Raw genomic sequence first — 14,935 nt, 5'->3', positions numbered from 1 at the left:
AAATATTCTTTATATTCATTCGTGAGTTCACGTTTAGCATTATACGCCCGTATTAAGCCTTATACTTTACAGGAATAGTTACAAACGATTAAACCGATGTAACCTTTCCTGCCAGCTCATATAGCTGTAAAATCATACTCTAATTTTGTCGTTAAATATAGTACTTTTCATCGAGTGGCTAAAATTACCTGTCCCGCTTGCGCAAACCAGCATACCCACGCACACATCGATTGAAACAATTGAATTCATAACAAAAGGCTGCCGACTTGCTCAGCAGCCAATGTCCATTATAAACCTATGTCAGACCGGATTGAAAGTTTTGCTCATAATTGCTTCTTCTTGCCTAGGACCCTAGAGGTGGAACGGGTGAATCTTTTCTTCTGTCCTCGCATCCATGATCCGGTATGCTGAACGCCCTGTGTACATTGGGATTTGCAACTTCTCCAGATCAACCATTCCATTCTCCAGAAAGTACTTCTGATCCTGATATCGCTGTAACACTTCGCCTGCAATCCATTCATGGTCACCATATGTCGTAATCTCCATAACCTTGCATTCATAAGCAAAATAAGCATCTGTCAAAATGGGTACACTTACCTTGATTCCTTCCTCATACGGAATGCCGAATCTTGTGAATTTATCCGTATCTCTCCCACTGAACGTTCCTGCAGCTTGAATCCACTCCGATCGATGACCTGGCAGGAAATGAACACCGAATACGCCACTCTTCTCAATGAGTTCATAGGAGTATGTTTCCTTACGAAGGGAGATGCCGTATACGCCTGGTGATGACCCGATGTATGTATGCCATCCGGACGCCATCACATTCTGGACTCCCTCATGACGTGAAGTCACCACCGCTACCATTCCAGGATAAGAATAAAATATGGGTTCTTCTATCGGCTGACGCATCTAATCCCCTCTCTTCTTCGTTATAAACACAACTTTAATTATAAAGGAAAGAAACAGGTTGAAACAGCGTTTTGCAGAGGATTTCGCTATAAGCGACACATTCAGTATCATGTTATACTGAGATGGATCAATTTCTAAAAATACAATACTGGGAATGTGATAGGATATGGTCAAATCAGTCAAATATACCTCCTAAATAAAAGACATTATTCAAATTTAGGAGGTTATAACTTATGTTTAATTCAATCGTGTTAGATCAGTGGGATCGAAAGCCATACTTTGACCACTACTTGAATCAGGTCAGATGTACCTACAGCATAACTGCTAATCTGGATATCACTCTATTGATCAACGAACTGAAGCTTAAAGGATTGAAGTTCTATCCGGCTCTTATTCATATGATCTCTACGGTCGTCAATGCACACAGGGAATTTCGAACTTGTTTTGATGCCGAGGGAAGATTGGGCTACTGGGACGAAATGTCTCCGAGTTATACGATTTTTCATGAGGACAACAAAAGTTTCTCAACGATCTGGACAGCATTCCATGAAGATTTCGAGACGTTCCACAATCGACATCTGGAAGATATGAAGAATTACAAAGATCACAAACAATTTGTTGCCAAACCCAATGAACCACCAAATACTTTTCCCGTTTCCAGTATTCCTTGGGTGAACTTTACCGGATTTAATCTGAATATTTACAATGAGGGAACCTACTTGTTGCCTATTTTCACGATGGGGAAATATGTTCAACAGAACGATAAAGTATATCTTCCCTTATCCGTTCAGTTACATCACGCCGTGTGCGACGGCTACCATGCTGGTGTTGTATTTAATGAATTACAATCACTTGCAGATCGATGCCAAGATTGGTGTTAGTTATCTAAATGACAAAAAGGTATTCCTGACTTCGTAATGGAGTCAGGAGTGCCTTTCTTTTTCTCTTTTTTTCAAAAGATATTTAATTGCATTTACTGTACCCACAGTTGCTGCATGTTTTGCAACCTTCCACATTCATCAGGGATGCCGAGCCGCATGAAGGACATAAATCTCTCGATTCGATAAAGGTTTTCTGATCCTCCACTTTGGGATACGTGCTCTCCACTTGATTCTGTTCTTGTAATGCTTCAGTTTCGTTCTCCTGCATATCGCTCTGTACATGACTTTCCAATGCTTTGGCGACTGCATCAGCAATCGATTCAACCCTATTGGCTCCGAAGCCAATCGCTCCCGAACCACCGATTCCCTTGAGATGTTTGATCAACAGTTCAACCTTTTGCCCATGATCTCCGTATCGAAGGAACAGAGAGCATACTCGACCGAGTGCCTCAGCCATGGCAAACACATCCGATCCCGCTTTGCCCACGTTCAGGAAGATCTCACCCGGGGTTCCCTCCAGATCATTGATCGTAATGTAAGCCATACCAAATGGCGTATTGATTTTGTATGTCGCACCGCGCAGTACTTGAGGACGGCTTCTGTATTGTTTATCCAGTACTGTAGAAGAGGACGGGGCTTGATCGGAAGAATGCGTTCTAACACCAACCTGGCTATTGGAAGTTCCATCACTTGCCTGTACTTCAGCATTATTCGGGTTTTCTATAGCAGATACGACTGTCTTCTCTACAGCTTCCGCCGTGTTCTGATCTTCACCTTGGGTCTCTTCCTTCTTCGACGTGGACAACACCTGCACATCCCTGCTGCCGTCGCGGTATATCGTTACTCCCTTGCAGCCAAGGTCGAAGGCCAGTTCGTACAGCTCAGCCGTATCCCCCACTGTAAAATCAGCCGGACAGTTGGCCGTCTTCGAGATCGAACTATCCACCCATTGCTGGATCGCAGCCTGCACCCGTATGTGATTCTCAGCCGACAAATCCATTGCCGTCACATAATAGTCTGGTAAAGCTTCACCCGGATGTTCATCCAGCCAGTCTTGTGCAATCGGTACGAACTGTTCATCATAACCTAGACGGCTTTGACGGAAATACTTGAAGGCGAAATACGGCTCAATACCTGTTGATGTGCCCACCATCGTACCTGTACTTCCCGTTGGCGCTTGTGTGATCAGTGTGACATTTCGAATGCCCTGTTTACGAATGGCCTCTCCCACTTCAGGGTACGTCGCAACCATGTTTTTCATGAATCCACTCTGTAAATACGGTTCAGCTTCGAAAGCTGGAAAAGCTCCCTTCTTTGCTGCAATCTCTGCCGATGCCAGATAGGCCTCCTTCGCCATGAATCCATACAGTTTATCCAGAAATGCAAGAGATTCAGGACTGCCGTATCGAATACGCAGCTTAATCATCAGCTCTGCCAGTCCCATCGTGCCAAGCCCAACCCGGCGTTCACGCTGCTGATTCAGTCTATTTTCCTCAAAATGATATGGTGTTGCGTCGATGACATTGTCCAAAAATCTAGCCGAGATACGAGTGGTTTCCGCCAGTTCATCCCATGCCACATCATGATTTGTTTCATCGTAGAATTTGGACAGATTAATGGCAGACAGATTACATACACCCCAGCCAGGCAGGCCTTGTTCCCCGCACGGATTAGTACAGATAATCGGATTGAAGTACCAGCTGTTGGACATCTGGTTATAGTACTCCATGAATACCACACCAGGCTCTGCCGATTTCCAGGCTGATTCAATAATGGTATGCCAGATTTCGCGAGCCTTCAGTGTACGATAGTGCACCACCGAATGACCCGCGGCTTTCCATTGCTGCATATCCCCGTTCCACTCGGTGTCGTAGTCCGGATCGTTCGTATCGGGGAAAACCAAATCCCAATCTCCGTCCTGCTTGACAGCCTCCATAAATGCGTTGCTCACACATACAGACAGATTGGCATTGGTCACCTGCCCCATCGCTTGTTTCACAGTAATAAAATCAAGCACATCCGGATGCCAGTCATTCATCATCAGCATGAGCGCACCCCGGCGGCTTCCGCCCTGTTCAATCAGTCCAGTCGTATAACTGAACAATCCGCCCCACGATACGGAACCGCTGGATGATCCGTTGACACCTTTCACCACCGCTCGGCGAGGACGCAAAGAGGACAAATTAATACCTACGCCTCCCCCACGTGCCATAATTTCCGTCATCTCGGTCAAAGTCTTCATGATGCCACCCCGACTGTCTTGCGGAGACGGAATGACATAACAATTGAAAAGTGTCAGCTCATCGCTTGCCCCCGCGCCCGCAGCAATGCGGCCTCCGGGTACTAACTTCCAATCTTCCAACACAGAGCGGAACTTGGACTCCCACGTTGCCCGCTTATCGGCTGTGGATTCGACAGAAGCCATCGCTTTGGCAAGACGGTCCCACATCTCTTCCGGTGTTTTCTCTATGTTGAGTGTCAATTTCTCCACACTTGTCTCGATCATCTCTCCGCTTCGAGTCCTTACCTGTACAAGCTGACCCTTACGTTCTATGATTTCGCCCACTTCCTTGGTTGGGAACTTCGGATCATCCTTCGTTAATATCAATACCACATCTCCGACCTTGGCATGATTCGAATCAGCGTCCTTCCAGGCGTATCGGTCCAGGAATATTTTTTCGCTAAGTCCTTCTAATTGGTACGATCGTTGGTTCGATTTCATCGCTACATTCAACCTCCCCGGCATAAAGCTCCATTTTCACTATAAAAGTAAATTATGACGAAACACCACATATAGTGATATAAAAACAGTATATTACACCATATATTGATTTTCCATGCGACTTTTATCACAGACCTTATTTTATAGACTCCCTATACACGGACAAGCTTCTTCACACACCCTCATACGCATGAATACGACATCAGTGAATTTTTTGGCACAGAAAAAACATGTGCCTTTACTAAATTTCTGGGTTCAATATAAGTTAAACTAATCATTTGCACGTCAACGGAGAGGACAGAAAAAACCTGAAAAAGCGAAGCGTTCGCCTAAAAGCTTTCTGAAAGAAAGCTGCATCGAAAGCATACGCTATCCCCGGATTTCCCCCTCCAGAAAAGGGAATCAAAGAAATCTGGGGATAACAGCGATTGGAAGGTTGTTCTGTCATCGTAGTGTTCGTGCAAATAAAATGTAGTTCAACTTATATAGTTATGAACTGACTCTCATTCGTCCATACTATTACCTACGAATAAAACGTCATCACGTATGGCAGGGGAGGAAACACCATGAACCGGAAAAACCCGCACCACATGAATCAACCTGTAGCCGAGCTACCCGTTCCGTTGGAATTTGATCGGAACTGGATTAATCAATTGGAATCACGACTGGATAAAGGAGGTCCTTGGGGGGATTATCGACTCTTCCAACTCGGCATTCAAGCCGAAGAGACCAACCTGATTCCCAATTTTGACGAGATCCAATGTCTCAAGCATCTACAAGGTCTCACTCCACTCCCTCACCAGATGGACACTGCACGCAGAGTATTATTTGAAATGTCAGGCCGGGCCATTCTCGCCGATGAGGTGGGTCTTGGCAAAACCATTGAAGCCGGTCTCATTCTGAAAGAATATATGGTTCGGGGTCTCGTATCCAAGGTACTCATTCTCGTGCCAGCCTCTCTTGTACTGCAATGGGTACGGGAGTTGAATTCAAAATTTGGCATCCCTGCTATTGCCCAGAAAAAGGCCTATTCCTGGCAGAATGAAGTGGTTGTTGCTTCCATGGATACAGCCAAACGTGACCCGCATAAAGATATGCTGCTGAATACCGACTACGACATGATTATTATTGACGAGGCTCATAAACTCAAAAACAAGAAAACAACCAACTATCAATTCATGCTCAAATTGCGCAAAAAGTATTGTCTGCTGCTCACAGCTACACCTGTGCAGAACGATATGAGTGAATTGTTCAATCTGATCAACCTGCTGAAGCCCGGTCAACTGGGTCGTCAGGGTGACTTTGCGGCCAACTTTGTTGTAGACAAACGGGTTCCGAAAAATCAGGAACAGCTTAAGAACGAGTTATCCAAAGTCATGATTCGTAACCGCCGCGGCGAAGGCCCTGTTCAATTTACCAAACGGAATGTCTCCAACGTGAATCTGCAACTATCGCCCGAAGAACAAGCGCTTTATGATGGCGTGACTTCCTTTGTTAAAGACCAGTACCAGGAAGCTGGCGGCAACCTGAGCAGCATGCTCTCCCTTGTTACATTGCAGCGTGAAGTGTGCAGCAGTCGGGATGCTGTATTCGTGACGCTGGTTAATCTGTCGAAGAAACTTCCGCTGGACTCTCCCCTTCGGGACAAGATTTGGGAACTCGTTGCCCATATTAAAGCGATCAAGGAGAATACCAAAGCGGAGAAAACGATGGAACTGGTTCGGAACATGAATGAAAAAGTAATTATCTTCACTGAATACCGGGCCACGCAGGAGTATCTGCTAAACTATTTCCGCAACAATGGGCTTACGGCAGTACCCTATCGGGGTGGCATGAATCGAGGCAAAAAAGACTGGATGATGGATCTCTTCCGCGGGCGTGTGCAGGCCATGATTGCAACCGAAGCAGGTGGTGAGGGCATCAATTTGCAATTTTGCCATCATATGATCAACTTTGATCTGCCTTGGAACCCTATGCGGGTAGAGCAGCGGATCGGTCGGGTACACCGGCTGGGACAGCAAAATGACGTGAACATCTTCAATTTATCCACGACTGGAACCATTGAGGAACATATTCTGAATCTGCTGCATGAGAAGATCAATATGTTTGAGATGGTGATCGGCGGGCTGGATGTCATTCTGGAACGGCTGGAGAAGAAGGAGTCTATTGAGAAAAGTTTGTACAAGATCATGCTGGAATCACAAACTGATGAAGATATTCGCCGAAAAATGGATTCACTTGGACAATCGCTGAACTCTATTCAACGTGAGGTTTCAGATGAAGGGCCTGCCGTATCCGGGTTGTTAGATCTTCGTAAAGGAGGTAGCTAACTCATGACCATGTCTCCCCATGAAGTGCAGGCTTATGTTCTCACCTATCTGGAAGCACTGGATTGTCAGATTATGGAGCGTTCCCCTGCCCATGTTACAGTCAAACTCTCTCCTGAGGCGGACAAAGCGTTGACCAATCGCCCCTATTATTGGGGGTTCGTGGAACGAACCGGAGCACCCGCTGAGACGATGTCCTTTACATTTATATTTGATCCTGACAGTTATCAGCAGGCCATTGAAGCAGCAGAAGCCAAAGCTGCGCAAGCATCACCTCCTGCTGTTCCTAACCCCGATGGAACGAATGGCGTAACCAACGGCAGTCCTCAAGGCGAGCCACCAAAAGAAACTATTTTAGGCCGTTACTTCGGTATTACGCCATCGTTGCCACAGCTGGGGCCAGGACGAATATTGCGTGAAGAAGTGGTGTATGGCAGTCGCAGACTGCAGCAGATTTTCGGCGCTGCCCGTGAAGGCGGTGCCTTCGTGAACCTGTTCGAACAGGCTGCCAAACGGCAATTGCGGGCTACAGCGCCAGCCGTATATGAGCCTTGGCTTGGTGTCTGTTTCAAGGTGGAATTCGCCTGTGATTTGAAACGGGAGGAATTGCATTTTCTCGGCATTTCCCTTCGCTCGGGTGAAATTATAGAAAAATTCGGCACCAAGCTGAACCGACGTGATCTTAGTCCGAGGCTTGCGGAGAACATGCATGTACAGACAGCTAAAGTTTCGTTATTTGATGCCGGAGCTGCTTTGGAATCTCATTTGACGAACCGCTTGTTGGAACTCGATTATAGCTGGGCAGAGAAAGCACAAGAGCGGCTTGATCTGGAGCTGGACGTGTTGGACACCTACTATGAGGCGGTACTTCGGGAAGATACCCCTGAGGTAGAATCACCAGGTAACATAACCTCAGACACGGAGAATGAGAATGTCCATTCTGACCGTACGCCACCTGCACCACTGAAAAAAGTTGTGGATATAACTAACGCTAAACCCATTGGAGCAGATGTAGAACTGGCGGCAGAGGCCGCAGTACCGATCGACTCCGAGACAGATGCCGAAGAAGAGAAAGCAAAACAGGCGGTAATCGATCGCGAAGCTATGAAACTGCAGTATGAGACACGCCGGACCGAGATGATCTGGCAATATGAACCCAAAGTGAAAGTGACTGCCATTAGCAGCGGCATGTTTCACTTAAGATAGACGAAGACACTACTTTTCCTGCAAATGCTGGCAAAAGTAGTGTTTATTTATGATCAGCTACCCGACAGGTTGCAGCAACCTTTGCATAGCCTGTCCCCTAGAATGAAACTAGGACCCGCTCAGGTAACGGATAAATGAAAAAGTAGGTGTAAATTTGAGACGATTCTTTCATACGTGTTGGAACAACGCTTGGAAAACAACCTGTATAACCTTGGGCTTGCTCAGTTGTCTTGCCCTATTCTCTTTTTGGTCGATAGCCAATGCAGAGGAACAAAAAATGTCTTCGCTATCCCCCGCATCATCAACAGAGTATAGCTCCAAACATCATGCCATTCAGAATGAAAAGCTAGCTCCCGCTGCTGTGCAACAGTTTGCAGAGCAACAAGCTGTTACACTTGGTACAGCTAACGGCGAAGTGCATTGGAAGAACGCCGACCTGGACTTCTACCCTCTGGGGCCGGGTTTACATAGCTGGCTTGTACAAGCTGAGTTTGAAGGCAAACCTATCGGATATATGATTATTACGGCCACAGAGCAGGGCCAGTTGATGCTTAGTGAATATGGTCATGGAGAACAGTCACCATACGACAATGAACTTCTTGGACAAGCCTTGGATCGACAACATGTGAATCTTGAGGTATTACTCGCTGGCGGAGGAGAGCTTCATCTTGGTTATGCTCTTCCCCTACTGGCTTATTGGAAAGTGGAACAACCTAATCATCCTGCACTTTATATTGAGGCTACGAACGGAGATGTACTACCTTCAGAGTTACTGAACCTGCTGGAGGCTGATTCCAAACAGAACTCTGCCAGCATAACTGATTTATCCACAACGCCATCTTTATCAGTCGATCCACTTCATCTTCGCCCCGTCTTCAATCCGGCTGACAATTTGTTGTGGATTACCTCCAAACCTGTTGCTGCCGACCGGGCACAAGATGTGATACAACACGGGGAGAATCAAGAGATTGTTTTCTCAGCGGGTGATCGTAACGTTGTATACGGTGGTCCTCTACCCGTTAGCGGTTATCAGCTATGGCATGCAGATCAGGAAGCAGAGTCCATTCTATATGTAGCGCTAGGTGGAAAATCATCCATTCAACGCTTTGTCCCTTTAAGCACATTGCAGCAAGATGGCCATTTTTACCTCGTAAATCCTTGATCATCAGCAAATTCTTAAGACACAGTCAGATAATTTGTAAAACAACAAATAAGACGCCTTCCCATTTTATTAAGGGATTGCGTCTTTTGGTTTACCATTAGTGAAATAGGTAAGGGATAGTCACCCTTTTCCCGAAGAACTTCGTTTATGAGACTGTGTATCGAATTCTTTTTCCTTTTTCCCCACCCACAGGGATACAGCGAAAGGGATCATACCAAACCACTTCATCGCCCACGGCTCTTTCCTTTTGGTGCGACCTTTCCGCTCATCCTTCGGCGTATCGATATAATGTACTACACGTTGCGTAATGTATTTTACCAACTCATCACTTTTGGCCATAACCTCTGCCTCCTTCGCTCCTGCACTTTCACGGAGCTTACGATAGTTCTATTGTGTGCAGGATGTGCAATGGTTAAACATTTTTTTATTGAAAGGAGTATGAAAACCCTCAAAATGCACAGTCTAATGCCAAAGGTATCCATACAGTCTTTAATCTGCATCCGGTACCTATTTCATGAAGGAGTGTGTATTCCCATGTATAAGCTACTGACCGCTTCGGTGGCCTTGCTCATTAGCTTCCATTGTCTTCCCATCCTGCCCCACCATGTCGCGCATGGAAAAGCAGCCCCGTCCCAGAACAGTCCATCCATGCTACCAGTGACCGATGGAGATGCTTATCGCTCAAGTCATCATGCCTTTGCAGCACCCGTTATCCTGCTCGACGTAGGCCATGGGGGTATTGACGGTGGTACGTCAGCCCAAGGTGTGCTGGAAAAAGATATCAACCTGGCCATTAGCCAAAAGGTCTATCTCCTGCTTCGCAGCAAAGGTTATGCCGTTATCATCAATCGACTTGGTGATTATGCACTTAGTGATGAGAACCGCTGGCTGAACAGCCGCTCCCGTCATACCAGAGATCTTGCTCAACGTAAAAGCCTTAGCGAAGAAGTAAGTACAGATATCGTGGTCAGCATTCATGCGAACTGGAGTCCCCGATCGACAGCACACGGCCCGGTGGTACTGCACCAGAAAGAAGGCAGGAGTTATTTGCTGGCCCAATCCATTCAGGATGCCATGAACAAGTTGTACGAAACGGAGCACGGGGTTGTATGGGGCAAGCCCTTTTATATATTGAATTACGTGAAGCAACCTGCCGTCATCGTCGAAACCGGATTTTTGAGCAATGCGGCAGATCGAGCCAGAATGAATGACCCCGCTGAGCAAAAACGAATCGCCCAGTCCATTGCCAATGGCATTATTTATTATCTGTCGGTAGTGTAGGAGCAGACTGCCATTGCCACACATCTCGAACCAGATCACCAATCCCTACAAATTGGACCTGATTTTGCAGACGGGAGACGGATTCACGAATTACTGCGGATGTGTTCATCCCCGAATGACCGACATGACCAATGACAACACAGATATCCTTGTCGATCGCACGCTGAGCAGCCAGATCCAGTTGCTTGCGAATGTGTTGCTTGGAGTTTTGATCATCCAGGAAAATGTCATTACCTACAGGTGGCATGTTTTTGGATATGGCCAGTTCCCCCACCACGGAGCGAAAGTTCGTACGACTGTCTACAAAGAAGAGACCCCGCTCCTTGCATACATCGAGCACAATGGACATGATGCGTTTGTCCGAAGTAATTTTGGAACCCATATGATTGTTCATGCCAATGGCGTGGGGCACATCATCAATCGCTTTCTCCACGCGTGAGCGGACTTCTTCATCTGTTAGATTGGATGTGATTGCACCCGGGCCCAGCCATTCAGGTCGTCCTTTCTTGGGTTCCATGGGCATGTGCACAATCACATCCATTCCCTTTTCATGTGCAGCCATCGCATCTTTCTTCGTTGTTGGTAAAAAAGGCATAACCGCTACCGTCAGTTTGACTGGCATCGCCAGGATCTCTGCCGTACCCTTCATGTCATTACCAACATCATCGATGATAATCGCTAACCGTTTGTGATTCGATGTGGACTCTGAAGCTGCCGCTGTAGGCCCTCCTGCCGATATGCCTGCGTAAAACACAATCAATAATGCCATGATACCTGCAATGAATCGATAATTCTTTCTCTGTACCTTCATCATGATTCCCTCCCCGTAACTTCTGTGATCTCATTGTTTGATAATGAAGGGAGGAATATGTAAGCCAAAGCCTTCCTTAATGATCATACCCCCGCCCATTGAAGACCTCTATCTCAAGCGAATCCCCCATCATTCCAGTTTTCCCTTTTGCATTCAGACAAGAACTGTCATTGAATAGTTAGAAAATAGAGATTAATTAGAAAAAATACTGTAATTTGTCAGGTTTTCAGTTTAGGAATTTTTTAGTAGAATCAACAAATGAAAGAGGTTCTATGCTTCAATTCTATCCTATGATTTATGGAAGGAGGTTTTGAAAGGGTTTACATAAAATAAATGCCAGACAATCCGCTATTCTTGTTTGTTATTCCTGGTTGCGGTTTCTCTATGTAACTTACTATTATCGAGGAGGATGAAAGTAGTGAAATTCAAACTAAAAAAGACGATTAATGTTCTTTTGGCCTGTTTAACAGCCCTGCCTTTGATGTTAACCCCGACAAATGTGTCAGCAGCCAGCGATGCCAACATTAATTTGTCCTCGGAAAAACAGCTGATCAAGGGCTTTGGGGGCATTAACCTTCCTGCCTGGATTGGTGATCTGACTCCCGCTCAACGTGAAACTGCTTTTGGTAATGACCAGAATCAATTAGGCTTCTCCATTCTCAGGATCTACGTTGATCCAGATTCCAATAACTGGTATCGTGAAGTTGCCACAGCCAAACGGGCTATCGAAAAGGGTGCTATTGTATTTGCATCCCCATGGAATCCTCCAAGCAGCATGGTTGAAACATTCAACCGCAATGGGGACACAAATGCCAAACGTCTGAAATACGACAAATATACCGCATATGCGCAACATCTGAACGACTTTGTAACCTACATGAAAAATAACGGCGTAGATCTGTATGCCATTTCTGTACAAAACGAACCGGATTATGCTCATGACTGGACTTGGTGGACTCCACAAGAGATCCTTCGATTCATGAAAGAAAATGCCGGGTCCATCCAAGGTACCAAAGTCATGGCGCCTGAATCCTTCCAGTACTTAAAGAACATATCCGACCCAATCCTGAATGATCCGCAGGCACTTGCCAACATGGACATTCTGGGAGCACATACGTATGGAACCCAGATTTCGAATTTTGCCTACCCTCTCTTTAAGCAAAAAGGAGCCGGTAAAGAACTGTGGATGACTGAAGTGTATGTTCCAAACAGTGACAACAACTCAGCAGACCGCTGGCCTGAAGCATTAGACGTTTCCTATCACATGCACAATGCCATGGTAGAAGGTGATTTCCAGGCCTACGTGTGGTGGTACATCCGCAGACAGTATGGTCCGATGAAAGAGGACGGTACCATAAGCAAACGCGGGTATAATATGGCTCATTTCTCTAAATTCGTGCGTCCAGGCTACCTGCGAGTCGATGCAACGAAAAATCCGGATACGAACACATTTGTCTCAGCCTATAAAGGTGATAACAAAGTCGTCGTCGTGGCAATTAACCGTGGAACTTCAGCCACAAGCCAAAAATTCGTTCTGCAAAATGGTAATGCCTCTACTGTGTCCTCATGGATTACGGACAGCAGTCGAAACCTGGCAAGCGGAACCTCGCTTAACGTATCCAATGGAGCCTTCACGGCACAGCTCCCGCCTCAGAGCGTAACAACGTTTGTTGCCAACGTTACTGGCGGAAATAGCGGCGGGAATACAGGCAGTGGCACGACGTATGAAGCCGAGACCGGAACGTCACTTACGGAAGCTGCCATTGAAACAATCTACCCCGGTTACACTGGCTCCGGGTATGTTAACTTCAATGCGATGACTGGTTCAGCCATTCAATGGAACGGCATTAATAACACGACAACAGGTACCAAAAACGTAAAGTTTCGTTATGCGCTGGAAAGCGGCACTCGGAACCTCGACATTTTTGTGAACGGAACCAAAGTCATCAGCAACGAGCCCTTTCCCGCTACGGGAAGCTGGTCCACTTGGGTTGAAAAAACAATACAGGTCCCCATGAACACGGGGACCAATACATTGAAAGTGGTTACCACCGGATCGGAAGGACCGAATATTGACAGCGTTAATGTTACCGCAGCACAATAAACGTTCCGTATGGCTGATGGAAGACATTTGCTGTACGTGCAGCTAAGCACTAACCTCTTGAATACTCATCACTAAAGTTAGTGTTATATCAAAAAATGCAAAAAAAGACTCCTTAAGCGTTAGCTTAAGGAGTCTTTTTATTAGATGCGGTCGAGAGGACTCGAACCTCCACGGGGGTTAGCCCACACGGACCTGAACCGTGCGCGTCTGCCAATTCCGCCACGACCGCATATTGTATCTTCGTCATCCATATCGGCGACAAGAAATAATATATCATGCGTAATCTATCATGTCAACACTGAAAATAATAACAATAAAGCCCGAATCAGACGTCCATGTCGATTCGGGCCTTACCTTTAACTGTTGCTAATAGTTTGGTTCATTAATACGGAAGCATACTACAAATTACAGCTTGGAAGGCCAGTTGCCATACCATGCATAACCGCCTCTTCTTTCTTTATCAATATCACTTAATTTGTATTTAACTACCCCGTCACGACCAATAAAGATTGGTTTATCCGTTCCGATCTCATAGAAGCGTGCCCAAATTGGTGCAGCTTTGGAATCAGCGATAATTTTACTATCTCCATTAGCTCTTTCATACTTGTAACCCGTAATTTTCACTTTGTTAAACCAAGCCTCCGCTCCTTTAATGGATGCGGTAATTTTAGCGTTAGCAGGTCTGGTTTTCAGAAATTTAACAATCGTTACACTCTCTCCAGCTGTCAGCGATGGCACTTCGTAGATTCTTGCGCTCGCTGGTTTAAGAGAGCTGGAATCATGTTGTTGTCCCCATGCTGTCAGCTTACCACCTGAAACGACCTGTGTATTCAGAATCGCCTCCACACCTTTGGCAACTGAATTTTTACTGCGGTTAGCAAGTGTACTGTCGATAAATGAGAAATCACCTTTGCGTGCCGCTACTTCATCCAGCATGATCATTACATTAATCATGGCATCATCATTGTAAGTGATGTGCTTGTGGTATCCGGAGCTTTGGTAAACTTGTGGCCACCCGCCGTTTGAATACTGCATGTTGATCAAAAAGTTAATTCCTTTGATTGCAGCTGTGGAGTAACGCGGATCATTCGTCTTTTTAAATTCCTTCGCCAATCTTCTAATTTCTGAGTATGTAGCCTTGTTGTCTATCGTGGACTTTGCCCACTCTCCACTTGTCTGTTTATAATCTTTTCTCCAACCTCCATCCGGTAGCTGGTTCTTCAAAATATCAGAAATACTCGCTGTAGTACCCGACGCATCTGCAGCAGATACCGTCCCTACAGGGAGAACTGCCATTCCAACTACTGAGAACACCATCGTACATGCCAGGACAAAAGTAATTATTTTCTTCGCTTTCAAATGTAACACTCTCCTATGTTCGTTTTTATAAATCTTCCACTTCTACTTTACGTATGATATACGCCCCAAACCTCCTTTATTTGTATTTATCGCATAATAAAATCAATTTTCATCCAATATGTGGATTGTATAATCAGATAATATGCAAAAAATCGATTTTTGTCAATATA

At 45.7% G+C, this 14,935-nt stretch carries 11 protein-coding genes and 1 tRNA gene; 6 read left to right on the top strand and 6 right to left on the bottom strand.

The genetic code is table 11. The features are described 5' to 3' along the window. Positions 1-351: 351 nt before the first annotated feature. Complete coding sequence (locus NSQ20_RS10780) at positions 352-912, bottom strand: flavin reductase family protein (protein ID WP_076318443.1); 561 nt, start codon at positions 910-912, stop codon at positions 352-354. 233 nt (positions 913-1,145) lie between these two features. Here NSQ20_RS10780 and catA point away from each other — a divergent pair, with 233 nt between their 5' ends. Beyond that, complete coding sequence (catA, locus tag NSQ20_RS10775; protein ID WP_036670176.1) at positions 1,146-1,793, top strand: type A chloramphenicol O-acetyltransferase; 648 nt, start codon at positions 1,146-1,148, stop codon at positions 1,791-1,793. Positions 1,794-1,875: 82 nt separating this feature from the next. On the opposite strand, the gene NSQ20_RS10770 is transcribed toward catA, so the two are convergent. After that, positions 1,876-4,515 carry an adenosylcobalamin-dependent ribonucleoside-diphosphate reductase gene (locus NSQ20_RS10770; RefSeq protein WP_076318441.1) on the bottom strand — a complete coding sequence of 880 codons (2,640 nt, stop codon included), beginning with the start codon at positions 4,513-4,515 and terminating at the stop codon, positions 1,876-1,878. A 566-nt stretch (positions 4,516-5,081) separates the two neighbouring features. On the opposite strand from NSQ20_RS10770, the gene NSQ20_RS10765 reads away from it, so the two are divergent. From NSQ20_RS10765 to NSQ20_RS10755, 3 genes are all read left to right on the top strand, one after another. Beyond that, complete coding sequence (locus NSQ20_RS10765; RefSeq protein ID WP_340032413.1) at positions 5,082-6,845, top strand: SNF2-related protein; 1,764 nt, start codon at positions 5,082-5,084, stop codon at positions 6,843-6,845. Between the two features lie 3 nt (positions 6,846-6,848). Further along, positions 6,849-8,048 (top strand): YqhG family protein, encoded by a 1,200-nt coding sequence (locus NSQ20_RS10760; protein ID WP_036609604.1) that lies wholly within the window; start codon positions 6,849-6,851, stop codon positions 8,046-8,048. Between the two features lie 277 nt (positions 8,049-8,325). Continuing rightward, positions 8,326-9,210 (top strand): hypothetical protein, encoded by an 885-nt coding sequence (locus NSQ20_RS10755; protein ID WP_036609605.1) that lies wholly within the window; start codon positions 8,326-8,328, stop codon positions 9,208-9,210. Positions 9,211-9,330: 120 nt separating this feature from the next. Here NSQ20_RS10755 and NSQ20_RS10750 read toward each other — a convergent pair whose 3' ends face one another. After that, the gene (locus tag NSQ20_RS10750) at positions 9,331-9,549 is read right to left on the bottom strand and encodes a YqzE family protein (protein WP_036609606.1); all 219 of its coding nucleotides are present in this window, start codon (positions 9,547-9,549) and stop codon (positions 9,331-9,333) included. 195 nt (positions 9,550-9,744) lie between these two features. On the opposite strand from NSQ20_RS10750, the gene NSQ20_RS10745 reads away from it, so the two are divergent. Beyond that, positions 9,745-10,491 (top strand): N-acetylmuramoyl-L-alanine amidase, encoded by a 747-nt coding sequence (locus NSQ20_RS10745; protein ID WP_036609607.1) that lies wholly within the window; start codon positions 9,745-9,747, stop codon positions 10,489-10,491. Here NSQ20_RS10745 and NSQ20_RS10740 read toward each other — a convergent pair. After that, complete coding sequence (locus tag NSQ20_RS10740) at positions 10,466-11,305, bottom strand: divergent polysaccharide deacetylase family protein (protein WP_081745918.1); 840 nt, start codon at positions 11,303-11,305, stop codon at positions 10,466-10,468. The two genes, NSQ20_RS10745 and NSQ20_RS10740, sit on opposite strands and share 26 nt — an antisense overlap. A gap of 415 nt (positions 11,306-11,720) precedes the next feature. Between NSQ20_RS10740 and NSQ20_RS10735 the strand changes: the two genes are divergently transcribed. After that, positions 11,721-13,406: a carbohydrate-binding protein gene (locus NSQ20_RS10735; RefSeq protein WP_155985056.1), complete on the top strand. Its 1,686-nt coding sequence runs from the start codon at positions 11,721-11,723 to the stop codon at positions 13,404-13,406. A gap of 145 nt (positions 13,407-13,551) precedes the next feature. Here NSQ20_RS10735 and NSQ20_RS10730 read toward each other — a convergent pair. Together NSQ20_RS10730 and pelA are read right to left on the bottom strand one after the other, a co-directional pair. Further along, positions 13,552-13,635, bottom strand: a tRNA-Leu gene (locus tag NSQ20_RS10730). Between the two features lie 176 nt (positions 13,636-13,811). Then, positions 13,812-14,774, bottom strand: coding sequence for a pectate lyase (pelA, locus tag NSQ20_RS10725; RefSeq protein ID WP_036670167.1), 963 nt, complete (start codon positions 14,772-14,774; stop codon positions 13,812-13,814). Between the last annotated feature and the right edge of the window lie 161 nt (positions 14,775-14,935).

Origin of the sequence: Paenibacillus sp. FSL K6-1122, from assembly GCF_037977015.1 — a bacterium.
GTDB lineage: Bacteria > Bacillota > Bacilli > Paenibacillales > Paenibacillaceae > Paenibacillus > Paenibacillus amylolyticus.
Note: the sequence above shows the minus strand (reverse complement) of the source record. Positions and strands in the feature narration are given on the sequence as shown.

Excerpts from the sequence above, each read along its gene's own strand:
- NSQ20_RS10770 (WP_076318441.1), bottom strand. The coding sequence starts at position 4,515 with ATGAAATCGAACCAACGATCGTACCAATTAGAAGGACTTAGCGAAAAA.
- NSQ20_RS10765 (WP_340032413.1), top strand. The coding sequence starts at position 5,082 with ATGAACCGGAAAAACCCGCACCACATGAATCAACCTGTAGCCGAGCTA.
- NSQ20_RS10780 (WP_076318443.1), bottom strand. The coding sequence starts at position 912 with ATGCGTCAGCCGATAGAAGAACCCATATTTTATTCTTATCCTGGAATG.
- NSQ20_RS10740 (WP_081745918.1), bottom strand. The coding sequence starts at position 11,305 with ATGATGAAGGTACAGAGAAAGAATTATCGATTCATTGCAGGTATCATG.
- catA (WP_036670176.1), top strand. The coding sequence starts at position 1,146 with ATGTTTAATTCAATCGTGTTAGATCAGTGGGATCGAAAGCCATACTTT.
- NSQ20_RS10750 (WP_036609606.1), bottom strand. The coding sequence starts at position 9,549 with ATGGCCAAAAGTGATGAGTTGGTAAAATACATTACGCAACGTGTAGTA.
- NSQ20_RS10745 (WP_036609607.1), top strand. The coding sequence starts at position 9,745 with ATGTATAAGCTACTGACCGCTTCGGTGGCCTTGCTCATTAGCTTCCAT.
- NSQ20_RS10755 (WP_036609605.1), top strand. The coding sequence starts at position 8,326 with ATGTCTTCGCTATCCCCCGCATCATCAACAGAGTATAGCTCCAAACAT.
- NSQ20_RS10760 (WP_036609604.1), top strand. The coding sequence starts at position 6,849 with ATGACCATGTCTCCCCATGAAGTGCAGGCTTATGTTCTCACCTATCTG.